The organism is Pseudomonas sp. NC02 (assembly GCF_002874965.1).
Taxonomy (GTDB): Bacteria; Pseudomonadota; Gammaproteobacteria; order Pseudomonadales; family Pseudomonadaceae; genus Aquipseudomonas.
Genome location: NZ_CP025624.1, coordinates 906,000 through 929,561, shown reverse-complemented (window position 1 = coordinate 929,561; position 23,562 = coordinate 906,000). Strand labels below are relative to the sequence as shown.

General features: G+C 60.1%; 17 protein-coding genes. 12 read left to right on the top strand and 5 right to left on the bottom strand.

Annotated features, from left to right (window positions below):
* Positions 1-44 precede the first annotated feature (44 nt).
* From C0058_RS04135 to C0058_RS04080, 12 genes are all read left to right on the top strand, one after another.
* The gene (locus C0058_RS04135) at positions 45-221 is read left to right on the top strand and encodes a hypothetical protein (protein ID WP_003176118.1); all 177 of its coding nucleotides are present in this window, start codon (positions 45-47) and stop codon (positions 219-221) included.
* The gene (locus tag C0058_RS04130; RefSeq protein WP_023659379.1) at positions 205-3,159 is read left to right on the top strand and encodes a sensor histidine kinase; all 2,955 of its coding nucleotides are present in this window, start codon (positions 205-207) and stop codon (positions 3,157-3,159) included. The genes C0058_RS04135 and C0058_RS04130 overlap by 17 nt, the downstream gene beginning before the upstream one ends.
* A 22-nt stretch (positions 3,160-3,181) precedes the next feature.
* Complete coding sequence (locus C0058_RS04125; protein ID WP_003212159.1) at positions 3,182-4,621, top strand: sigma-54 dependent transcriptional regulator; 1,440 nt, start codon at positions 3,182-3,184, stop codon at positions 4,619-4,621.
* 711 nt (positions 4,622-5,332) lie between these two features.
* Complete coding sequence (locus C0058_RS04120; RefSeq protein ID WP_003212161.1) at positions 5,333-6,739, top strand: polynucleotide adenylyltransferase PcnB; 1,407 nt, start codon at positions 5,333-5,335, stop codon at positions 6,737-6,739.
* A 4-nt stretch (positions 6,740-6,743) separates the two neighbouring features.
* On the top strand, positions 6,744-7,232 hold the full coding sequence (gene folK / locus C0058_RS04115) for a 2-amino-4-hydroxy-6-hydroxymethyldihydropteridine diphosphokinase (protein WP_003212163.1): 489 nt from the start codon (positions 6,744-6,746) through the stop codon (positions 7,230-7,232).
* A 348-nt stretch (positions 7,233-7,580) separates the two neighbouring features.
* On the top strand, positions 7,581-8,381 hold the full coding sequence (panB, locus tag C0058_RS04110; RefSeq protein ID WP_102368085.1) for a 3-methyl-2-oxobutanoate hydroxymethyltransferase: 801 nt from the start codon (positions 7,581-7,583) through the stop codon (positions 8,379-8,381).
* Entirely contained in the window at positions 8,378-9,229 is an 852-nt protein-coding gene (gene panC / locus C0058_RS04105) for a pantoate--beta-alanine ligase (protein WP_003212166.1), read from the top strand. Before panB ends, panC begins: the two co-directional genes overlap by 4 nt.
* A 225-nt stretch (positions 9,230-9,454) precedes the next feature.
* Positions 9,455-11,119, top strand: a complete 1,665-nt coding sequence (gene pgi, locus C0058_RS04100) for a glucose-6-phosphate isomerase (RefSeq protein WP_003212168.1) — start codon at positions 9,455-9,457, stop codon at positions 11,117-11,119.
* Positions 11,120-11,303: 184 nt separating this feature from the next.
* Positions 11,304-13,241: an acetate--CoA ligase gene (gene acs / locus C0058_RS04095; protein WP_102368084.1), complete on the top strand. Its 1,938-nt coding sequence runs from the start codon at positions 11,304-11,306 to the stop codon at positions 13,239-13,241.
* A gap of 6 nt (positions 13,242-13,247) precedes the next feature.
* A complete protein-coding gene (locus tag C0058_RS04090) occupies positions 13,248-14,123 on the top strand; it encodes an oxygenase MpaB family protein (RefSeq protein ID WP_102368083.1) in 876 nt (291 codons plus the stop codon).
* 43 nt (positions 14,124-14,166) lie between these two features.
* On the top strand, positions 14,167-15,183 hold the full coding sequence (locus C0058_RS04085; protein WP_102368082.1) for a class I SAM-dependent rRNA methyltransferase: 1,017 nt from the start codon (positions 14,167-14,169) through the stop codon (positions 15,181-15,183).
* A 108-nt stretch (positions 15,184-15,291) separates the two neighbouring features.
* Complete coding sequence (locus tag C0058_RS04080; RefSeq protein ID WP_102368081.1) at positions 15,292-18,231, top strand: DUF748 domain-containing protein; 2,940 nt, start codon at positions 15,292-15,294, stop codon at positions 18,229-18,231.
* A gap of 330 nt (positions 18,232-18,561) precedes the next feature.
* Here C0058_RS04080 and C0058_RS04075 read toward each other — a convergent pair whose 3' ends face one another.
* The 5 genes from C0058_RS04075 to rbfA form a co-directional block, all read right to left on the bottom strand.
* On the bottom strand, positions 18,562-19,182 hold the full coding sequence (locus tag C0058_RS04075) for a BON domain-containing protein (protein WP_003212178.1): 621 nt from the start codon (positions 19,180-19,182) through the stop codon (positions 18,562-18,564).
* Positions 19,183-19,477: 295 nt separating this feature from the next.
* Positions 19,478-21,583: a polyribonucleotide nucleotidyltransferase gene (gene pnp / locus C0058_RS04070; protein ID WP_003212180.1), complete on the bottom strand. Its 2,106-nt coding sequence runs from the start codon at positions 21,581-21,583 to the stop codon at positions 19,478-19,480.
* Positions 21,584-21,777: 194 nt separating this feature from the next.
* Positions 21,778-22,047, bottom strand: coding sequence for a 30S ribosomal protein S15 (rpsO, locus tag C0058_RS04065; protein WP_003177875.1), 270 nt, complete (start codon positions 22,045-22,047; stop codon positions 21,778-21,780).
* Between the two features lie 159 nt (positions 22,048-22,206).
* Positions 22,207-23,124, bottom strand: a complete 918-nt coding sequence (gene truB, locus C0058_RS04060; RefSeq protein ID WP_102368080.1) for a tRNA pseudouridine(55) synthase TruB — start codon at positions 23,122-23,124, stop codon at positions 22,207-22,209.
* A 3-nt stretch (positions 23,125-23,127) separates the two neighbouring features.
* Entirely contained in the window at positions 23,128-23,529 is a 402-nt protein-coding gene (gene rbfA, locus C0058_RS04055) for a 30S ribosome-binding factor RbfA (RefSeq protein WP_003212184.1), read from the bottom strand.
* Between the last annotated feature and the right edge of the window lie 33 nt (positions 23,530-23,562).

Below are 23,562 nucleotides of genomic sequence, written 5' to 3'. Positions count from 1 at the left end.
AGCCATCCGTTACCATCGCCGCAGTTTTTCAATCAGAGGCCAACATGTACATCTATCGATTGGTCCTGCTGCTGGTCGTCGGGATCTACCTGTTTTCTCCCGCCATCATGGATTGGTGGATCGACGCCACAGGCGCCTGGTACCGGCCCTATCTGCTTTGGCTGATTCTGATCGTCGTGACTTTCATCCTGCAGAGCCAAAAAGATGCCGATGAGCTTTAGCCTGACCGAGATGCTGCTGATCAGCGCCGCCTACCTGGCCGCGTTGTTCGGGGTAGCCTGGATCAGTGAACGCGGGATGATTCCGCGGGCGATCATTCGCCATCCATTGACCTACACCTTGTCCTTGGGCGTGTACGCGAGTGCCTGGGCGTTTTATGGCACCGTGGGCCTGGCCTATCAGTACGGTTACGGCTTTCTGTCCAGTTATCTCGGGGTGTCCGGCGCGTTTTTGCTGGCGCCGGTGCTGTTGTATCCGATCCTAAAAATCACCCGCACCTATCAGTTGTCGTCCCTGGCCGACCTGTTTGCGTTCCGTTTTCGCAGTACCTGGGCCGGTGCACTGACCACGATTTTCATGCTGATCGGCGTGCTGCCGTTGCTGGCATTGCAGATCCAGGCCGTGGCCGACTCCATCAGCATCCTCACCCGCGAACCGGTGCAACACCGCGTGGCATTGAGCTTCTGCGCACTGATCACTCTGTTCACGATTTTCTTCGGCTCACGGCATATCGCCACCCGTGAAAAACATGAAGGACTGGTGTTTGCGATCGCGTTTGAATCGGTGATCAAGCTGATCGCCATCGGCGGCGTCGGTCTGTACGCGTTGTATGGCGTATTCGACGGCCCGCAACAGCTGGAACTGTGGCTGCTGCAAAACCAGACCGCCCTGGCCGCACTGCACACGCCGTTGCAGGAAGGCCCATGGCGCACGCTGCTTTTGGTGTTCTTCGCCTCGGCGATTGTGATGCCGCACATGTACCACATGACCTTCACCGAAAACCTCAACCCGCGCTCGCTGGTCAGCGCCAGCTGGGGCTTGCCGCTGTTCCTGCTGTTGATGAGCCTGGCGGTGCCGCTGATCCTGTGGGCCGGCCTGAAACTTGGCGCCACCACCAATCCCGAATACTTCACGCTGGGCGTGGGTATTGCAGCCAACAGCAAATCCCTCGCATTGCTGGCCTATGTCGGCGGATTATCGGCCTCCAGCGGGCTGATCATCGTCAGTACCCTGGCGCTGTCGGGGATGGCGCTGAATCACCTGGTGCTGCCGCTCTACCAGCCGCCGGCCGAAGGCAATATCTACCGCTGGCTGAAATGGACCCGCCGGGCCCTGATCGTCGCGATCATCATGGCCGGCTATGGCTTCTACCTGTTGCTGGGTGCAGAACAGGACCTGGCCAACCTGGGGATTGTCGCCTTCGTCGCCACCTTGCAGTTCCTGCCGGGCGTGCTGTCGGTGCTGTACTGGCCGACCGCCAACCGCCGAGGCTTTATCGCCGGTTTGCTCGCCGGGATCCTGGTATGGACCGTGACCATGCTGCTGCCGCTGGTGGGCAACCTGCAGGGCTTCTACATCCCGCTGCTGAACATGATCTACGTGCTGGATGACACCAGTTGGCACATGGCGGCAATTGCCTCGCTGGCGGCCAACGTGCTGATGTTCACCCTGATTTCGCTGTTCACCAACGCCAGCCCCGAAGAAACCAGCGCCGCCGAAGCCTGCGCAGTGGACAACGTCCGTCGCCCGCAACGCCGCGAACTGCACGCCGCCTCACCCCAGGAATTCGCGACGCAATTGGCCAAGCCGCTGGGCGCCAAGGCCGCACAAAAGGAGGTCGAGCAGGCCCTGCGCGATCTCTACCTGCCGTTCGACGAGCGCCGGCCTTATGCCCTGCGCCGCCTGCGGGACCGTATCGAAGCCAACCTTTCCGGCCTGATGGGCCCGAGCGTGTCCCAGGACATGGTCGAGACCTTCCTGCCCTACAAGGCCGGCGGCGAAAACTACGTGACCGAAGACATCCACTTCATCGAGAGCCGGCTGGAGGATTACCACTCCCGCCTCACCGGCCTTGCCGCCGAACTCGATGCCCTGCGCCGCTATCACCGCCAGACGTTGCAGGAACTGCCGATGGGCGTCTGCTCCCTGGCCAAGGATCAAGAGATCCTGATGTGGAACAAGGCCATGGAAGAGCTCACCGGCATCGCCGCCCAACGTGTGGTGGGCTCGCGCCTGAACACCATTGGCGACCCGTGGAAAGAATTGCTCCAGGGCTTCATCAACCTGCCCGACGAACACTTGCACAAACAGCACCTGGCGCTGGATGGCCAGACCCGCTGGCTCAACCTGCACAAGGCCGCCATCGACGAGCCACTGGCGCCCGGCAACAGCGGCCTGGTGCTGCTGGTGGAAGACCTGACCGAAACCCAGATGCTCGAAGACAAGCTGGTGCACTCCGAGCGCCTGGCCAGCATCGGGCGCCTGGCCGCGGGTGTGGCCCATGAAATCGGCAATCCGATCACCGGTATCGCCTGCCTCGCGCAAAACCTGCGGGAAGAGCGCGAAGAAGACGGCGAAATCATCGAAATCAGCGGGCAGATTCTCGAGCAGACCAAGCGTGTTTCGCGCATCGTGCAGTCGCTGATGAGCTTTGCCCACGCGGGCGCCCATCAGAATCACGACGAAGCGGTGTGCCTGGCCGAAGTGGCCCAGGATGCCATTGGGCTGCTGGCATTGAACCGGCGCAATTTCGAAGTACAGTTCTTCAACCTGTGCGACCCGGAACACTGGGTCGACGGTGATTCACAACGCCTGGCCCAAGTGCTGATCAACCTGCTGTCCAACGCCCGCGACGCATCGCCGGCCGGCAGCGCAGTACGGGTCAAGAGCGAGGCTTTCGAGCACACGGTCGATCTGATCGTCGAGGACGAAGGCAGCGGCATTCCACAGAACATCATGGATCGATTGTTCGAACCCTTCTTCACCACCAAGGATCCGGGTGAAGGTACCGGTCTGGGCCTTGCACTGGTCTATTCCATCGTTGAAGAGCATTATGGACAAATCACCATCGACAGCCCGGCTGACACCGAAAGCCAACGCGGCACCCGTATTCGGGTGACCTTGCCGCGTCATGTCGAAGCGACGTCCGCTGTGAACTGAGACCGTCGAGAGAGTTGAATCAATGCCGCACATTTTGATCGTCGAAGACGAAACCATTATCCGCTCTGCCTTGCGTCGCCTGCTTGAACGTAATCAGTACCAGGTCAGCGAAGCCGGCTCGGTGCAGGAAGCCCAAGAGCGTTTCAGCATTCCCACGTTCGACCTGATCGTCAGTGACCTGCGTTTGCCAGGCGCCCCCGGCACCGAGCTGATCAAGCTCGGCCAAGGCACTCCGGTGCTGATCATGACCAGCTACGCCAGCCTGCGCTCGGCCGTGGACTCCATGAAGATGGGCGCGGTGGACTACATCGCCAAGCCCTTCGACCACGACGAAATGCTCCAGGCCGTAGCGCGCATCCTGCGTGACCGTCAATCGGCCAGCAGCGCACCGGCTGAACGCCCGGCAGCGGGCAAGGCCGCCAATGGTTCTGAAAAACCCGGTATTGACAACAGTAACGGCGAAATCGGCATCATCGGCTCCTGCCCACCCATGCAGGACCTGTACAGCAAGATCCGCAAAGTGGCGCCAACCGACTCCAATGTACTGATCCAGGGCGAGTCCGGTACCGGTAAAGAACTGGTGGCCCGTGCCCTGCACAACCTGTCCAAGCGCGCCAAGGCACCGATGATCTCGGTAAACTGCGCCGCGATCCCCGAATCCCTGATCGAATCCGAATTGTTCGGCCATGAAAAAGGCGCCTTTACCGGCGCCAGCGCTGGCCGTGCGGGTTTGGTTGAGGCCGCCGACGGCGGCACGCTGTTCCTCGACGAGATTGGCGAACTGCCGCTGGAAGCCCAGGCACGCTTGCTGCGGGTACTCCAGGAAGGCGAAATACGCCGCGTCGGTTCGGTACAGTCGCAGAAGGTCGACGTGCGACTGATTGCGGCCACTCACCGTGACCTGAAGAGCCTGGCCAAGATTGGCCAGTTCCGTGAAGACCTTTATTACCGCCTGCACGTGATCGCTCTCAAACTGCCGGCCTTGCGTGAGCGCGGCGCCGACGTCAACGAAATCGCCACGGCCTTCCTGGCGCGCCAGAGTGCGCGAATCAACCGTACCGACCTGAAGTTTGCTGCCGATGCCGAGCAGGCGATTCGTCACTACTCCTGGCCGGGTAACGTGCGGGAGCTGGAAAACGCGGTAGAGCGTGCGGTGATTCTGTCGGAGAGCCCGGAAATTTCCGCCGAGCTGCTGGGGATCGATATCGAGCTCAGCGACCTGGATGATGATGACTTCATCGGTTTGCCACCGCAGCAAGGTGGCGGCAGTAATAACAGCCACGAGCCGACAGAAGATTTGTCACTGGAAGATTACTTCCAGCATTTCGTGCTGGAGCACCAGGACCACATGACCGAGACCGAACTGGCGCGCAAACTGGGCGTCAGCCGTAAATGCCTGTGGGAACGGCGCCAGCGCCTGGGTATCCCGCGGCGCAAGACCGGGGTTGCCAGCGAAAGCTGAGTGGGTTGCCCCCACAGGTAACACCCTCAGATGTGAAAAAACTGTTACCGCTGATTTTTCACGTAACAAAAGCCGGGGCTTACGGTAACGAAGCCCCGGCTTTTTTTCGCCTTCAACAAACCCGAAAACGCCCCGAACCCCTTATTTTGCTGGGCCTCGCAAAAGTTGGCACGCACCCTGCTATATGCTTAGTACAAAAACAATAACAAGCAAATGTACAAGACAATAAAAATAAGACGAATCGACTCACGCATAACAAAAACAACACGGCGGAGGCGCAGCTAACTGATTCTTTTGGAGAGGCGTTGCATTTGGGGCTTGCCCCGCAACCAGGCCGAGAACAACAAAAACTGCCCTAAGGCAGAGCCTGAACTGGTTGGATCGTAGATCAGCAACACAGCGACCAAAGCAATCCGTTTGCTCTTGGCTCCCGATTGGGAGTGTCATGAAGGTGAAGCTTCATGGCGAGGGCGATCAACAAAAACAAGAAGCCCGAAACCAATAATAAAAATAGAGCACGCAACTACTTCTGGGGGAGCTTCGGCTCCCCTTGTAGTTTCCGCGATTTGGCACCTGCCACCCTTCTTTTAAGCTTCTGGCTCAAGCCTTGCAGCTAGTTCCTACACCATCCCCTGACTAAATGCTAGAATCCCGGCCCATCATGCGGTCATTCTTCGTTATGGCCGAACATTCCTTCAAACAGTGCATCCCATGCTGAAGAAGTTGTTCCAGTCATTCCGTTCTCCCTTGCGTCGTACGCAACACAAACGCAGCACGCCTGAAGTGCTCAATAGCAGCCAGCATTCGCTGCAACGCGCCCAGTTCAGCCGTTATGCGGTGAACATCGTCGAACGTTTGCAGAACGCCGGCTACCAGGCCTACCTGGTTGGCGGTTGCGTGCGCGACATGTTGCTCAATATCACTCCCAAGGATTTCGACGTCGCCACCAGCGCCACGCCGGAACAAGTGCGTGCCGAATTCCGCAATGCGCGGATCATCGGCCGGCGCTTCAAGTTGGTGCACATCCACTTTGGTCGCGAGATCATCGAGGTCGCGACCTTCCGCGCCAACCATCCGCAAAACGATGAAGAAGAAGACACTAACCAGTCTTCCCGCAACGAAAGCGGGCGCATCCTGCGGGACAACGTCTACGGCACCCTGGAAGAAGACGCGCAGCGCCGCGACTTCACCATCAATGCCCTGTATTACGATCCGGTCAGTGAGCGCATCCTCGATTACGCCAATGGCGTACACGACATCCGCAACAACCTGCTGCGCCTGATCGGCGACCCGACGCAACGCTACCAGGAAGACCCGGTGCGCATGCTGCGGGCCGTGCGTTTTGCCGCCAAGCTGAACTTCGGCATCGAGAAGCACACGGCCGCGCCGATTCGCGACCTGGCGCCGATGCTGCGGGAAATCCCCTCGGCACGCCTGTTCGAAGAGGTGCTCAAGCTGTTCCTCTCCGGCTATGCTGCCGACACCTTCGAAATGCTGGTAGACCTGCAGTTGTTCGACCCACTGTTCCCGGCCAGCGCCGAAGCACTGGAGTACAACCCGACCTACACCCACACGCTGATCAGCGAAGCCTTGATCAACACCGACCTGCGCATCAAGCAGAACAAACCGGTAACCCCGGCGTTCCTGTTTGCCGCCCTGTTGTGGCCAGCGCTTCCAAAACGCGTCATGCGCTTGCAAGACCGTGGCATGCCGGCAATTCCGGCCATGCAGGAAGCCGCTCACGAGCTGATCGCCGAGCAATGCCAGCGCATCGCCATCCCGAAACGCTTCACCATGCCGATCCGCGAGATCTGGGACATGCAGGAGCGCCTGCCACGCCGCAGCGGCAAACGCGCCGATCTGCTGCTGGACAACCCGCGCTTCCGTGCCGGCTATGACTTCCTGCTGCTGCGCGAAAGCGCCGGCGAACAGACCGACGGCCTGGGCGAATGGTGGACCGACTACCAGGACGCCAACGACAGCCAGCGCCGCGAGATGATCAAAGAGCTCAGCAGCAAAGGCGAAGCCACCGGCGATGGCCCGAAAAAACGTCGCCGCAGCAGTGGCAGCAAGCGCAAACGCAGCGCTGGCGATTCATCGAGCGCGTCGGGCGAGTAAGCACGTGGAACGTATCTACGTCGGCATGGGCAGCAACCTGGCTGCCCCTGAGCAACAATTGCGAGACGCCATCGAGGCCCTCGCGCAATTGCCGGACACCACGCTGGCGGGCGTCTCCGCCTTCTATCAAAGTGATTCCCTGCTCCCGGGCCAGCCGCGCTATACCAATGCGGTCGCGGCCCTGGACAGCGCGCTTGCACCACTGGAACTGCTCGATGCGCTGCAAGCCATCGAGAATGACCAGGGCCGCGAGCGTCTTGAGCGTTGGGGCCCGCGCACCCTGGACCTGGATATCCTGGTGTTTGGCGACCGGCTGATCGATGAGCCGCGCCTGAAGGTGCCGCACTATCAAATGCACCTGCGGGCGTTCGTGCTTTACCCGCTGGCAGAACTGGCCCCGGCCAGCCTGCAACTGGCCGATGGCCGCCTGCTCGGCGACCTGCTGGATGCCTGCCCGTTTGTCGGCCTGGAACGCCTGCCTTCAAACCTGTAGGAGCGAGCTTGCTCGCGAAAAACCTGAGAACACCGCTGGGCGCCAGGCTTCCCGCGTCATCATTGACGACCTTCGCGAGCTAGCTCGCTCCTGCATTTACTACGCATCATTTACTGCTGAATCGCATCAGTAACAGCGGTAACACCACCGCCGTAACAATGCGGTAACACATCCAATTGACTTCCAGAGTCCTCCTCACGACTATAGGCGTCCCGCTGCCGCCTACCCGGCGCTAAAGGGCGCAATCCAGGCCTTATAAGCACTGATCCTTAAGAAAGTGCGCCTGTATAAACGAAGACTCACGCGCGTTACTCGCTGTTTCCAAGCGCCTGAATGAGGACCCTTTTCATGCCAAACGTTACCCTGAGCACCTTGCAGAGCCTCAAGCTCAAAGGTGAAAAGATCACCATGCTGACCTGCTACGACGCCACTTTTGCCCAGGCCAGCAGCCAGGCAGGAGTTGAAGTGTTGCTGGTGGGGGACTCCCTGGGCATGGTTCTACAAGGGAATGACAGCACCCTGCCCGTTACCAATGATGAAATCGCTTACCACACGGCCTGCGTCAAGCGCGGCAACGAAGGCGCCTTCATCATTGCCGACCTGCCCTTCATGGCCGATGCCACCATCGAACAGACCCTGACCAACAGTGCTCAACTGATGCGTGCCGGTGCACACATGATCAAGGTTGAAGGTGCCGCCTGGCTCGCCGAGTCGATTCGTTTGCTGGCTGAACGCGGCGTGCCGGTTTGCGCGCACATGGGCCTGACGCCACAGTCGGTGAATATCCTCGGCGGCTACAAGGTGCAAGGCCGCGGCGAAGCCCAGGCGCGCCAGATGCGGGCCGATGCCATCGCCCTTGAACAGGCCGGGGCGTGCATGATTCTGCTCGAATGCGTGCCAAGCGAGCTGGCAGCGGAAATCACCCAGGCCGTTAAAGTACCGGTGATCGGTATCGGCGCCGGTTCTGCCACAGACGGCCAGGTATTGGTACTGCACGACATGCTGGGCCTGTCCCTTACCGGCCGCGTACCCAAGTTCGTGAAGAACTTCATGGCGGGCCAGGACAGCATCCAATCAGCCCTCGCCGCCTATGTCAGCGAAGTCAAAGCCATCACCTTCCCGGGCGCCGAACACGGATTCTCCGCATGAACACCGTCAAGACCGTGCGCGAACTGCGCGCCGCCGTCACCCATGCCCGCAGTGCGGGCAAGCGCATCGGCTTCGTGCCCACCATGGGCAACCTGCACAGCGGCCATGCCACGCTGGTCACCAAGGCTGCGCAACAAGCCGACTTCGTGGTGGCGAGCATTTTCGTCAACCCGCTGCAATTCGGCGCCGGCGAAGATCTGGACAAGTACCCGCGCACCCTGGCGGCCGACCAGGAGAAGCTCTTGCAAGCCGGTTGCAACCTGCTGTTCGCCCCGACCGTCGAGGAGATGTACCCCGACGGCATGGCCGGCCAGACTCGCGTCAGCGTGCCGCAACTGTCCGAAGGCCTGTGCGGCGCCAGCCGGCCCGGGCATTTTGAAGGCGTGGCCACGGTGGTCAGCAAGCTGTTCAACATGGTCCAGCCGGACCTGGCGATCTTTGGCCAGAAGGACTACCAGCAACTGGCGGTGATTCGCGCCATGGTCCATGACCTGAACATGCCGATCCAGATTATCGGCGAGCCGACCGTGCGCGCCGACGACGGCCTCGCGCTGTCGTCGCGCAATGGTTACCTCACCGACGAACAGCGCGCGATCGCACCGGTGCTGTACCGCAGCCTCAGCCAGATCGCCGCCGCCATTGAAGCGGGCGATCGCGACTTCGCCAAACTGCGCGCCGCACAGGTCCAGCAAATCGAAGCGGCAGGTTTTCGCATGGACTACCTGGAGGTTCGCCAGGGCCTGCACCTGCGTCCGGCCACCGCCGAAGACAAGGACCTGGTGATCCTGGTCGCCGCCTACCTGGGCGCCACCCGGCTGATCGACAACCTGCATCTGCACCTGAACTGACCCCGCCGCACACCCCGCCTGTTGCACTGCCTGATCGGCCGGTATAAAAAAGTACCGGCCACAGCGCAGACAAAGCCAAGACAGATCGACACGCTAGGTTTAATGTATTCGCCCTACGCTCTTCGTTGGCGTTGACCGGAGCCTGTCATCTTCACAAAGACAGGACATTCCCGGCTTTCAAGTGTCCTAAAAGCAGTCCCAGCAATAAAAAGGAAACCCGCAGCGATGGCGTACTACCGCACTCCTCATGACGTTACCGCTCTGCCCGCCTGGCAAGCGCTCAATCAACATCGCCAAGCCATGCAGGATTTCAGCATGCGCGAAGCCTTTAATGCCGATCCCCAGCGCTTTACCCAGTTCACCTTGAGCAGCTGCGGACTTTTCCTCGATTACTCGAAAAACCTGATCACCAGCGAAACCCGCGACCTGCTGGTAGGCCTGGCCAAGGAAGTCGACCTTCAGGGCGCGATCAAGTCGCTGTTCAACGGCGAGCCGGTCAACTCTTCCGAAGGCCGTCCGGCGCTGCACACCGCGCTGCGCCGCCCAGTGGGTGACAAACTGTCGGTCAACGGCGTGAACATCATGCCGGACGTGCACAAGGTGCTGAACCAGATCACTGACCTGGTCGGCCGCATCCACGACGGCCTGTGGCGTGGCTACACCGAGAAGCCGATCACCGACGTGGTGAACATCGGTATCGGTGGCTCGTTCCTCGGCCCGGAGCTGGTGTCTGAAGCGCTGTTGTCCTACGCCCACAAAGGCGTGCGCTGCCATTACCTGGCGAACATCGACGGCAGCGAGTTCCACGAGCTGACCATGAAGCTGCGCGCCGAGACCACGCTGTTCATCGTCTCGTCGAAATCCTTCAACACCCTCGAAACCCTGAAAAACGCCCAGGCCGCCCGCGCCTGGTACCTGGCCCAGGGTGGCTCGGAAGCCGAGCTGTATCGCCACTTCATCGCCGTATCGAGCAACAACGCGGCGGCCGTGGCCTTCGGTATCCGCGAAGAGAACATTTTCCCGATGTGGGACTGGGTGGGCGGTCGTTACTCGCTGTGGTCGGCCATCGGCCTGCCCATCGCGCTGGCCATCGGCATGTCCAACTTCAAGGAACTGCTGTCCGGCGCCTACACCATGGACCAGCATTTCCAGACCGCTCCATTCGAGGCGAACATGCCGGTGCTGCTCGGCCTGCTGGGCGTGTGGTACGGCAACTTCTGGGGCGCGCAGAGCCACGCAATCCTGCCGTACGATCACTACCTGCGTAACATCACCAAGCACCTGCAACAGCTGGACATGGAATCCAACGGCAAGAGCGTGCGCCAGGACGGTACGCCGGTTTCCACCGACACCGGCCCGGTTATCTGGGGCGGCGTAGGCTGCAACGGCCAGCATGCTTACCACCAGCTGCTGCACCAGGGCACCCAACTGATCCCGGCCGACTTCATCGTGCCGATCGTCAGCTTCAACCCGGTTTCCGACCACCATCAGTGGCTGTACGCCAACTGCCTGTCCCAGAGCCAGGCCCTGATGCTCGGCAAGACCCGCGCCGAGGCTGAAGCCGAGCTGCGCGACAAGGGCATGGACGAAGCCGAAGTGCAGAAGCTGGCACCGCACAAGGTGATCCCGGGCAACCGTCCGAGCAACACCATTGTGGTTGAACGCATCAGCCCTCGCCGTCTTGGTGCACTGGTGGCGATGTATGAGCATAAAGTGTTCGTGCAGAGCGTCATCTGGGGCATCAACGCGTTCGACCAGTGGGGCGTGGAGCTGGGCAAGGAGCTGGGCAAAGGCGTTTACAACCGCCTGACCGGCACTGAAGAACAGCCTGCGGACGACGCGTCCACCCAGGGGTTGATCAACTACTTCCGCGGCCGTCACCGCGGTTGATGGTATCGGCACTACAATGAGGGTCTGAACCTGCGGGAGCGGACCCTTGTAGGAGCTGGCTTGCCAGCGATGCAAACACCTCGGTGAAACTCAATGCCGAGGTGATGCAATCGCTGGCAAGCCAGCTCCTACGAGGGTCGCAAAGCTCCCCTCTTGTCGCAAAAAACAAGAATAAGGATCCCTCATGTTCGATATCAGCACGTTCCCCACCGCCGATGCCGTCCGCCGGGCTGCGCAACTCAGTCAAGAGGACTACCAGCGCCTCTACCGCCAATCCGTCGAGCAACCCGATACGTTCTGGGCCGAACAGGCCAAGCGTTTTCTCGACTGGAGCACGCCCTGGCAGACCGTCCAGAAATCCGACATCAAGACCGGCTCCGCCCAATGGTTTGCCGGAGGCCAACTGAACGTCAGCTATAACTGCATCGACCGTCACCTCGCGCAACGCGCTGATCAGCCGGCCTTCATCTGGGAGGGCGATGATCCTGCGACGTCTTCCAAAATTACCTACCGCCAGCTCCACCAAAACGTCAGCCGCCTGGCCAACGTGCTGAAAAGCCGTGGCGTGAAGAAAGGCGACCGGGTGTGCATCTACATGCCGATGATTCCCGAGGCGGCCTACGCGATGCTCGCCTGTACGCGGATCGGCGCGGTGCATTCGGTGGTGTTTGGCGGATTCTCGCCGGACGCCCTGCGCGACCGCATTCTCGACGCCGATTGCCACACGGTGATCACCGCCGATGAAGGCGTGCGCGGCGGCAAGCCGGTGGCGCTGAAACAGAATGTCGACAAGGCCCTGGCCAGTTGCCCGGGTGTCAGCACGGTACTGGTGGTGCAGCGCACTGGCGCGGCAGTCAATTGGACTGAAGGGCGCGACCTCAAGTATCAACAGGCCCTGGATGCAGCCAGCGACGACTGTCCGCCCGAGCCGATGGATGCGGAAGACCCGCTGTTTATCCTCTACACCTCCGGCAGCACCGGCAAACCCAAAGGTGTGTTGCACACCACCGGCGGTTACCTGCTGCAAGCTGCGATGACCTTCAAGTACGTGCTCGATTACCGCGAAGGCGAAGTGTTCTGGTGCACCGCCGATGTCGGCTGGGTCACCGGCCACAGCTATATCGTGTACGGGCCACTGGCCAATGGTGCGACCTCGCTGATGTTCGAAGGCGTGCCGAGCTACCCGGACAGCTCGCGGTTCTGGCAGGTGATCGACAAACACAAGGTCAACATCTTCTACACCGCGCCGACCGCGTTACGCGCGCTGATGCGGGAAGGCCACGGCCCACTGGAAAACACTTCCCGCGCCAGCCTGCGCCTGCTGGGCAGTGTCGGCGAGCCAATCAACCCGGAGGCCTGGGACTGGTACTTCAACGCGGTCGGCGAACAACGCTGCCCGATTGTCGACACCTGGTGGCAGACCGAAACCGGCGGCATCATGCTCAGCCCGCTGGTCAGCGCCCAGCGCATCAAGCCCGGCTGCGCTACCCAGCCGATGTTTGGCGTAGTGCCGGTGCTGCTTGATGAGCAAGGCAAGGAAATCAGTGGCGCCGGCAGCGGCGTGCTGGCGATCAAATCCAGCTGGCCAGGGCAGATCCGCAGCGTGTACGGCGACCCGCAGCGGATGATCGACACCTATTTCAAACCCTACCCCGGCTACTACTTTACCGGCGACGGCGCGCGGCGCGACGAGGACGGTGACTACTGGATCACCGGGCGCATCGACGACGTGATCAACGTTTCCGGGCACCGCATCGGCACCGCCGAAGTCGAAAGCGCCCTGGTGCTGCATGATCAGGTCGCAGAAGCCGCGGTGGTCGGTTATCCACACGACGTAAAAGGCCAGGGCATCTATGCCTTCGTCACGCCCATGAATGGCGTCGAGCCCGACGACGCGCTGAAAAAGCACCTGCTGGACCTGGTCAGCAAGGAAATCGGCAGCTTCGCCAAGCCCGAACTGATTCAATGGGCGCCGGCCTTGCCGAAAACCCGCTCAGGCAAGATCATGCGGCGGATTCTGCGCAAGATTGCCTGCAACGAACTGGACAGCCTGGGAGATACATCCACACTGGCCGACCCGAGCGTGGTGGACGGCCTGATCGACAAGCGCCTCAACCGCTAGGAACCCATGGAATTCATTCGCAGCCGCATCGAAAACCAGCTGATGAGCCTGACCGGCTTGTCGCTGGGCCAACTCGACCTGGAGAACCCCAAGGGCGATCCGGGTCTCTTTGGGCCGAACTCGGTGAGCTGGAAGGTCCATGGCGACTTCAGCAGCATGTTGATCGGCGGCATCAGCGCGTTGATGTTGCAGGCATTGCACCCGCTGGCGTTGGCCGGCGTGTGGGACCACTCGAACTTTCGGCAGGACATGTTGGGGCGGTTACGACGCACCTCGCAGTTCATTTCCGGCACCACGTTTGGTTCGCGGCGTGACGCCGAATGGCTGATCGAGAAAGTGCGCACCATTCACCTGCAAGTGGTCGGCCATGCACCGGACGGTCGACCGTATGCCGCCAGTGATCCCGAGTTGCTGACCTGGGTGCATGTGGCGGAGGTCAGCAACTTTCTCGCGGCCCACCTGCGTTATCGCAACCCGGATTTATCTCTGAGGGATCAAGACCGCTACTACAGCGAAATCGCCCTGGTGGCCGAGCAATTGGGCGCGCGCCATGTGCCGCGTTCGCGCCAGGAAGTTTCCGATTACCTTGAGCGTATCCGCCCGCAACTGCTGTGTGACCAGCGCAGCCACGAAGTCCTGCGCCTGCTGCTCAACGCGCCGTCTCCCAGCACCCTGGCCAAGCCGTTTGGCTCGCTGATGATGCAGGCCGGTATCGACCTGCTGCCGGACTGGGCCAGCGACATGCTCGGGCAGAAGCAAAGCCCGATCCAGCGCCAGATGATTCGTGCCGGGGTCAGGCGCAGCGCGCCGTTGTTGCGCTGGGCCATGCGCAATGGTTCGGTGCAGCGGGCCCACAGGCGAATGGGCCTGCTGGAGCCATAACTGTTAAACTCCCGCGCCCCAATTACTCTGCAAGGCGCGCACTATGTCTTCCTTGAATCAGGCGCTGCGCGCCGCCCTCGATCATCGCCAGGACCTGCTCGCCGAGCTGCATGCACAAGGTACCGATTGCTATCGCCTGTTCCACGGCAGCCAGGAAGGCGCCGGTGGCCTGACGATCGACCGCTACGGCCCGCAACTGCTGGTGCAGAGTTTTCACCAGTCGCTGGAAAGCGACGACCTGTTGCACCTGCATCAAGCAATCAACCAGCACCTGGGGCTTGAACTGCTGCTGGTCTACAACGACCGCTCCCGGGGCAACTCGCGCATCGACCGTGAAGACACGGTGTACCGCGCCGAGCCCGCAGCCCTGGAAGACCTGGTCGGCCACGAATGGGGCCTCAATTACCGCGTGCGCGGCCGCCATGCCGGGCAAGACCCGCTGTTGTTCCTGGACCTGCGCAACACCCGCGGCTGGGTCAAGGCACACAGCGCCGGCAAAAGCGTGCTGAACTTGTTTGCCTACACCTGCGGCGTAGGCCTGAGTGCTGCTGCCGGTGGCGCTCGTGAGGTGTGCAACCTGGACTTTGCCGAGGGCAACCTGGCGGTCGGTCGCGAAAACGGCCAGCTCAACCCGCAATTGCCGACGATGGAATTCATCCAGTCCGACTACTTCCCGGCAATCCGCCAACTGGCCGGCCTGCCCATCAGCCAGCGTCGGGGGCAGAAGCTGCCGAGTTACCCGCGCCTGGAGCAGCGTCAATACGATCTGGTACTGCTCGACCCTCCCGCCTGGGCCAAGAGCGCCTTCGGTACCGTCGACCTGCTGCGCGACTACCAGAGCCTGCTCAAGCCGGCGCTGCTGGCCACGGCCGACAACGGCGTGCTGATCTGCTGCAACAACCTGGCGAAAGTCGGCATGGACGACTGGCGTGACCAGGTCCTGCGCTGCGCGGAAAAGGCCGGGCGCCCGGTGCGCGACTGGCAGGTCATGACACCCGGCGCAGACTTCCCGTCCCACGACCAGCAACCACCGCTGAAGACCCTGATCCTGCAACTGTAGGACTTGTCCCAAAAGGGTCAGGGCGCAGTAATAAAGGCCCGGCTCTTCGGAACCGTAAACCCGTGCCATACTCCAAGGCACTCTTGATTGACATAGATGGCGTCACATATGCCCAAAGGATTGATTCGCGCCGCTGGCGCCTTGCTGACCGCCCTTGCCCTGTACAGCTTGCTGGGCTTCCTGATTCTCCCCGGCATTGCCCTTCGCGTGGCCAACCAACAGTTGGCCAACTACGCCACGGTGCCGGCGCGTGTCGAGCGTATCGAGCTCAACCCGTTCAGCCTCGAACTGACCGTGTGGGGCCTGAATATCGGTGAGCCGGGCAAGGAGCAAGTGGCCTTTGAACGCCTCTATGCCAACCTGCAGATCGACAGCCTGTGGACCCGCGCCCTGCACCTGGCCGACGTACAACTCGACAAGCCCAAGACCGAGCTGCTGTTCGACAAATCCGGCCAGCTCAACCTGGCGCAGCTGTTCAAACTCCCGGCCAGCGAACCGACACCAACCGATCCGAACGCCAAGCCATTCCCGCTGCGCATCGATAACATCAAGCTGGCAGGCGGCTATGTGCACTTCCAGGATTTGCGCCCGAGCGAGCCGATCGAGTTTCTCTACGACAAACTCGATTTCGAGCTGAAAAACCTCAGCACGCTGCCCGATGACAACGCCGACATGACCCTGGTGGCAGCCGGCCCTGAAGGCGGCCAGATCGACTGGACCGGCAACTTCAGCCTGATCCCGATCGCCTCCGAGGGCAAACTCAAGGTTACCGACGGCAAGATGAAAGTCTGGTGGCCGTATGTGCGTGACGCGGTGCCGCTGGTTCTGGAAGACGGCATCCTTAACTTCAGCACCGACTACAAGCTGAGCCTGGCCAAGGAAACCGAGCTGAACCTGACCAACGTCGCCCTGAGTGTCGCGCCGTTTGCGATCAAGGCCCCGGCTGGCCGGCCGCTCGCGCGCCTGCAGAAGCTGGACGTCAGCGAAACCACCGTGGACCTGGCCAAACAGCAAGTGATCGTCGGCAAGATCCGCAGTAATAAACTCGAAACCTGGGCCGCCCTTGAAGCCGACGGCCAGTTGGACTGGCAGAAGCTGTTTGCCAGCCATCCGAGCAAACCTGCAACTGCACCCGCAGCCGAGCCAGCCACCGCACCCGCTACCGCCGACTCGCCAAAACCTGCACCGGCAGCGCCGAGCAAGCCTTGGCAAGTGCTGCTCAAGGACGTGCAACTGCGCGACTATCAAGTGCATCTGGCTGACCGCTCGGCCAAACCGGCAGTCGCCCTGGAAGTCGGGCCGCTGAACCTTGACCTGCAGGGTTTCGACAGCCTCAACCAAAGCCCTTTTACCCTCAAGCTGGATACCGGCGTAGGCAAACAGGGCAAGCTCCAGGCGACCGGCCAGGTCAACCTGAGCCCGGTCAGCGCCAAGCTGAAAGTGGACACCAAAGACATCGACCTGCGCGTCGCCCAGTCCTATATCAGCCCGTTTATCCGCCTGGAACTGCGTAGCGGCATGCTCGGCAGCAACCTCGACGTGAACCTGAAAAGCACCGCCCCCCTGGCATTCCAGGTGACCGGCCGGGCCCAGGTCGACCAGTTGCACACCCTGGACACCATGAAGACCCGCGACTTCCTCAAGTGGCAGCGCCTGGTGCTGGAAGGCGTGAATTATCAACATGGCGACAGCCTGTCGATCGACAAGGTCAACCTGTTGCAGCCCTATGCGCGCTTCATGATCAACGATGACCGCACCACCAACATCGATGACCTGCTGATCCCGCAGCCGGCCAACAGCCCCGGCAAGTCCGCGGCGAAACCTGCGGCCAGCAAAGAGAAGCCCCTGGGCATTCATATTGGTCAAATTGCGATCAACGACGGCTCGGCCAACTTCGCCGACTTCAGCCTGACCCCGAACTTCGCCACGGCCATCCAGCAGCTCAACGGCCAGATCGGCACCATTGACAGTCGCCAGGCCAAACCGGCGAGCGTCGACGTCAAGGGCAAGGTTGACCGTTATGCACCGGTCACCATCAAGGGCAGCGTGAATCCGTTTGACCCGATGGCCGCACTGGATATCGCCACCAGCTTCAAACGCGTCGAACTGACCACCCTGACGCCATACTCGGGCAAGTTTGCCGGGTTCCGCATCCGCAAGGGTCGGCTCAACCTGGACCTGCATTACGTCATCACCAAGGGCCAGTTGAAGGCCGAAAACAAGGTGGTGGTCGAGCAACTGCAACTGGGTGAGAAGGTCGACAGCGCCGACGCCGTGGACCTGCCGATTCGCCTGGCGATAGCCCTGCTCAAGGACTCAGACGGCAAGATCTCGATCGAACTGCCGGTGACCGGCGACTTGAACAACCCGCAGTTCAGCGTCATGCCGATTGTCTGGCAGACCCTGCGCAACCTGGTAGTACGTGCGGCCACGGCGCCATTCAAGTTCATTGGCGGCCTGATCAGCGGTGGTGGTGCCCAAGACCTTGGCAACGTGTCGTTTGCCGCAGGCTCGAGCGAGCTGAGCAAGGATTCCCAGTCGGCCCTCGACAGCCTGGCCAAAGCCCTCAAGGAGCGCCCTGCGCTGCGCCTGGAGATCGAAGGCACCGCCGCTGCCAGCAGTGACGGCCCGCTTTTGGCCGCACAACGGCTGGAACGCGAATACCAGTACAACTACTACAAGATCCTCCAGCGCCGTGGCGACAAGGTGCCGGCCCAGGCGTCGCTGCTCGAAGTACCGGAAAAGGAAAAGGCGCCGCTGCTGGAAGGCATCTACCGCACCCGCCTGAAACAACAGCCTCCGGCCGAATGGAAAGACCTGAGCAATGACGAACGCACCGCCAAGCTGCGGGACGGTGTGATCAAGTTCTGGAGCGGCAGTGACGTGTTGCTGCGCCAACTGGGCCAGGACCGCGCCAGCGCGATCAAGGACTACCTGGTAGACAAGGCGCAGCTGGAAGATGAGCGGGTTTACTTTATCGATGCAAACCTTGGGGAAGCAGAGAAAGATGGTCGGGTGGTAACACCGATGCATCTGGATGCCGAATAAACCGGCACCCGGTGAGCACCTGTGGCGAGGGGGCTTGCCCCCGTTGGGCTGCGTAGCGGCCCCAATGAGGGCGTCGCGGTCATTCAGGCGGATCACCGTCGTCATACCAAGGGGCCGCTACGCAGCCCAACGGGGGCAAGCCCCCTCGCCACAAGAGCCTCGCTGACCTCCCCACTTTTCTACCCACAATAGAACAGGCCCCGACACAAGTGCCGGGGCCTGTAATGACCACATCCGTGTGGTCGGTCGCATGAACCTGTGAGGTGCATTGAGCGGATAACTAGACTCGCTCGTGGCCGCCTCCGCCTAGCTCAGGCGATTCGTTAAGCGTTACTCTGCTTTCAGGCCGTCGGCCGATACAGCTTTAACGCCTTTGATTTTCTTGGTGATGTTCACCGCGGTGGTTTTCTGCGCTTCAGTCACTGCGACGGTCGACGACAGGGAAACTACACCTTTGTTGGTTTCGACTTTGATGTCGGTGCCAGGAATACCTTTCTCGGTTACCAGGTCAGCTTTCACTTTGGTGGTGATCCAAGTGTCCGAGGTGGACTCTTTGGCACCAGCAGCTGCGCTTTTGGTTTTGTCGACGTTATCAGCCTTGGTAGCGCCGCCAGCCATCAGGCCGTCAGCCGAAACTGCGGTTACGCCTTTGATTTTCTTGGTGATCGCTACAGCAGTAGCTTTCTGAGCGTCAGAGATAGCAACTGTCGAGGACAGGGAAACCACACCTTTGTTGGTCTCAACCTTAATGTCCGAACCAGGAATACCTTTCTCGGTCAGCAGGTCAGCTTTGACTTTGGTGGTGATCCAGGTATCCGAAGTGGACTCTTTAGCCTTAGTGACTTCACCGGCCGCCAGCGTCATAGGGGCTTGGGAAGTCTGAGCAAAGGCTACGTTAGCACCCATGGCCAGGGTCAGAGCGGTAGCAGTAGCGAGAGCGAACTTCTTCATACGAGTAACTCCTGTTTTATTAAAAGTCTGCAGTATGTAAACCTTGATGCTGCAGCGTTAACAGGGATATTGCAGACAGTGTGCCAACTCGACGCGGCCAATTAAATCCTTATAAAACAACACGTTATGAAAGCAGGTGATTTTCGGAATCGTGCAACTTGCATGAAGGCGAACGTGCCTGCATGCAAGTTGCGGTTTTTGGGGTATGGCTAAACGCCTGATTTCGCGACAGTTTCCCGCAGGCATAAAAAAAGGACTCCGAAGAGTCCTTTTTCAGCTTGCAGCGACGGGGTGATTAAACGCCCGAAGCCTTGGCTGCTGCTACGTCCTTGATGGACAGCTTGATACGGCCGCGGTTGTCCACGTCCAGTACCAGCACTTCCACTTCCTGGCCTTCTTTCAGGATGTCGGTCACTTTCTCAACGCGAGCATCGCTCAGCATGGAGATGTGAACCAGACCGTCCTTGCCCGGCAGGATGTTGACGAATGCGCCGAAGTCGACGATGCGCTCAACCTTACCGACGTAGATCTTGCCGATCTCGGCTTCAGCAGTGATACCCAGGACGCGCTGACGTGCCGCTTCAGCCGCTTCCTTGGTTTCGCCGAAGATCTTGATCGAGCCGTCGTCTTCGATGTCGATCGAAGCCTTGGTCTCTTCACAGATCGCACGAATGGTCGCGCCGCCTTTACCGATAACATCACGGATTTTGTCGGTGTCGATTTTCATCGCGATCATGGTCGGAGCATTTTCCGACAGTTCGGTACGGGACTGGCCAATGATCTGGTTCATCTGACCGAGGATGTTCAGGCGCGCTTCCAGGGCTTGGCCCAGAGCGATTTCCATGATTTCTTCGGTGATGCCCTTGATCTTGATGTCCATCTGCAGCGCGGTAACACCTTTGGCGGTACCGGCTACTTTGAAGTCCATGTCGCCCAGGTGGTCTTCGTCGCCCAGGATGTCGGTCAGGATGGCGAACTTCTCGCCTTCTTTAACCAGGCCCATGGCGATACCGGCAACCGGTGCCTTCATCGGAACGCCGGCATCCATCAGAGCCAGGGAAGCGCCGCAGACCGAAGCCATGGAGCTGGAACCGTTGGACTCGGTGATTTCCGACACAACACGAATGGTGTACGGGAACACGTCGGCGGCAGGCAACATGGCTGCAATCGAACGACGGGCCAGACGGCCGTGACCGATTTCGCGACGACCAGCGCCACCCATGCGACCACACTCACCTACCGAGAACGGAGGGAAGTTGTAGTGCAGCATGAACGGGTCTTTTTTCTCGCCTTCCAGGGTGTCCAGCAGCTGTGCGTCACGGGCAGTACCCAGTGTTGCAACAACCAGGGCCTGGGTTTCGCCACGGGTGAACAGGGCCGAACCGTGGGTTTTTGGCAGAACGCCGACTTCGATGTTCAGCGGACGTACGGTGCGAGTGTCGCGACCGTCGATACGTGGCTTGCCGTTAACGATGTTTTCGCGAACGGTGCGGTATTCGATTTCGCCGAAGGCTGCTTTGACTTCGCTGGAAGAAGGCTGGCCTTCTTCACCGGACAGCTTGGCAACAACCTGGTCCTTCAGCTCACCCAGGCGAGCGTAACGGTCGGCCTTGATGGTGATGGTGTAGGCGTCGGAGATAGCGGTGCCGAACTCGGAGCGGATAGCGCCCAGCAGTGCGGTAGCTTCTGGCTGAGGAGCCCAGGTCCAGGTTGGCTTGGCAGCTTCAGCGGCCAGTTCCTTGACAGCGTTGATCACAACCTGGAACTCGTCGTGAGCAAACAGTACAGCGCCCAGCATCTGGTCTTCGGTCAGCTCTTTGGCTTCCGATTCAACCATCAACACGGCTTCCGAAGTACCGGCAACGACCATGTCCAGGCTCGAAGCTTTCTGTTGTTCGTAAGTCGGGTTCAGCAGGTAGCCGGTGCTTTCGTGGAATGCAACACGGGCAGCGCCGATCGGGCCATCGAAAGGAATACCGGAGATGGCCAGGGCCGCCGAGGTACCGATCATCGCAGCGATGTCCGGATCGGTCTTCTTGCTGGTGGAAACGACGGTGCAGACAACCTGCACTTCGTTCATGAAGCCTTCTGGGAACAGCGGACGGATCGGACGGTCGATCAGTCGGGAAGTCAGGGTTTCTTTCTCGGAAGGACGGCCTTCACGCTTGAAGAAACCACCAGGGATCTTACCGGCAGCGTAAGTCTTTTCCTGGTAGTGAACGGAAAGAGGGAAGAAGCCTTTGCTTGGGTCAGCGGTCTTGGCGCCTACAACGGTCACCAATACGGTGACGTCGTCGTCAACGGTAACCAGCACTGCGCCGGAGGCTTGACGGGCGATACGGCCTGTCTCGAGGGTAACGGTCGACTGACCGAACTGGAATTTTTTGATAACCGGGTTCACGGTGTCCTACCTTCTTTGTGGCTCTTGGGGAACTTGTCTTCTTGCGAAATTCTTGGGCAATGTCGGGAATCGGCCCAACGCCTGTCCAGGGTAAAACGTGTATCCAGATAAAACTTGAGGCTGGAAGCCTGCCATGGGCCAGCGGGAAACCCACTGACACACGACAGCCAACCAACCTCTAGCGCAATCGCTTATTAGCGACGCAGACCCAGGCGACCGATCAGAGTCTGATAACGACCCAGATCCTTGCCTTTCAGGTAGTCCAGCAGCTTACGGCGCTGGTTTACCATGCGGATCAGACCACGACGGGAGTGGTGATCTTTACCGTTGGCCTTGAAGTGACCTTGCAGCTTGTTGATGTTGTGGGTCAGCAGTGCAACTTGCACTTCTGGCGAACCAGTGTCACCAACAGCTTGCTGATAGTCAGCAACGATTTGTGCTTTTTCTTGAACGTCGAGAGCCATGAGGCAATCCTTTTTTCAGGAAACCACCCAAAGGGCAGTTTCAACAGGCCAGGGACAAATCCCTGTATCTAAAAATGAGTAGTGACCATGCCTGCTAACAGCCACCCTCGTTCCAGTTTGAGTAAAAGCTACTGCGCTTTTACCACAAACTGGTTTCGGTCATTCTGACCGAATCAGTCGACGCGGCGCGATGCGCCCGTCTTCGCTCACTTCACCGATACCGATAAAGCGACCGTTGTGATCTTGTACCCGCACCATGCCGAACTTCGGGGCATCCGGTGCACGTACCGGCTGGCCGTTAAGCCAGTAGAACGCGCTGTGCTCCGAGAAGTGCAGCAATGGCCAATCCAGTAAACCGCTGTCCGATGGCATCAGGAAGCGATCAACCGCTTCGTTGCCGCCTTCGGCATGCACTGCTTCCAGCTCTTCCAGCGTGACCGTCTGGGCCAGGGTGAAAGGGCCTGCCTGGGTGCGTCGCAGTTCTGCAACGTATGCGCCACAGCCTAGTTGCTCACCGATATCTTCCACGAGGGTACGGATATAGGTGCCTTTGCTGCAGTCCACCGCCAACCGGGCAGTGTCGCCTTCAACGGCGAGCAATTCCAAGCGCGCAATAGTAACAGAACGCGGTTCGCGCTCCACCACTTCCCCTGCACGTGCCAGCTTGTAAAGAGGCTGGCCATCACGCTTGAGAGCCGAGTACATCGGCGGTATCTGACTGATTTGCCCACGAAAAGCAGGTAAGGCAGCTTCGATATCAGCACGACCAACGGTCACCTCGCGAACCTGCAAAACATCACCTTCGGCGTCTGCCGTGGTGGTGGTCTTGCCCAGTTGCATCAGGGTCTCGTAGCCCTTATCGGAATCGAGCAGGTATTGCGAAAACTTGGTGGCCTCGCCGAAGCACAACGGCAACACGCCGGTGGCCAAGGGGTCGAGGCTGCCGGTGTGCCCTGCCTTCTCGGCATTGAGCAGCCAGCGAACCTTCTGCAACGCCGCATTGGAGGTAAAACCAATGGGTTTGTCGAGCAGAATGATGCCGCTGACATTACGACGGATACGTTTGACCTGAGCCACCGATTACTCCTTGGCGTCTTCAGGCGTGGCGGATTCCGGGTGCTGATTGTCTTCAGCCACGGCCCGCTCGATCAGTGCCGACAGGTGCGCGCCACGCACGACACTTTCGTCGTAGTGGAAGTGCAACTGAGGAACGCTGCGCAGCTTCATTTCACGGGCCAACTGCATACGCAGGAAACCTGCGGCGGAGTTGAGCACCTTGATGCTTTGCGCGATTTCTTCGCTGTTGTCCTGGCCCATCACGGTGATGAAGATCTTGGCGTGACCAACGTCACGGCTGACTTCAACGGCGGTGATGGTGACCAGGCCAACACGTGGGTCTTTTACTTCACGACGGATCAGCTGTGCCAGCTCACGCTGCATCTGATCGCCGATACGTTGGGTACGGCTGTATTCTTTTGCCATGTCTTGTTACCTGTTGCTGCCACACGGTGAAAC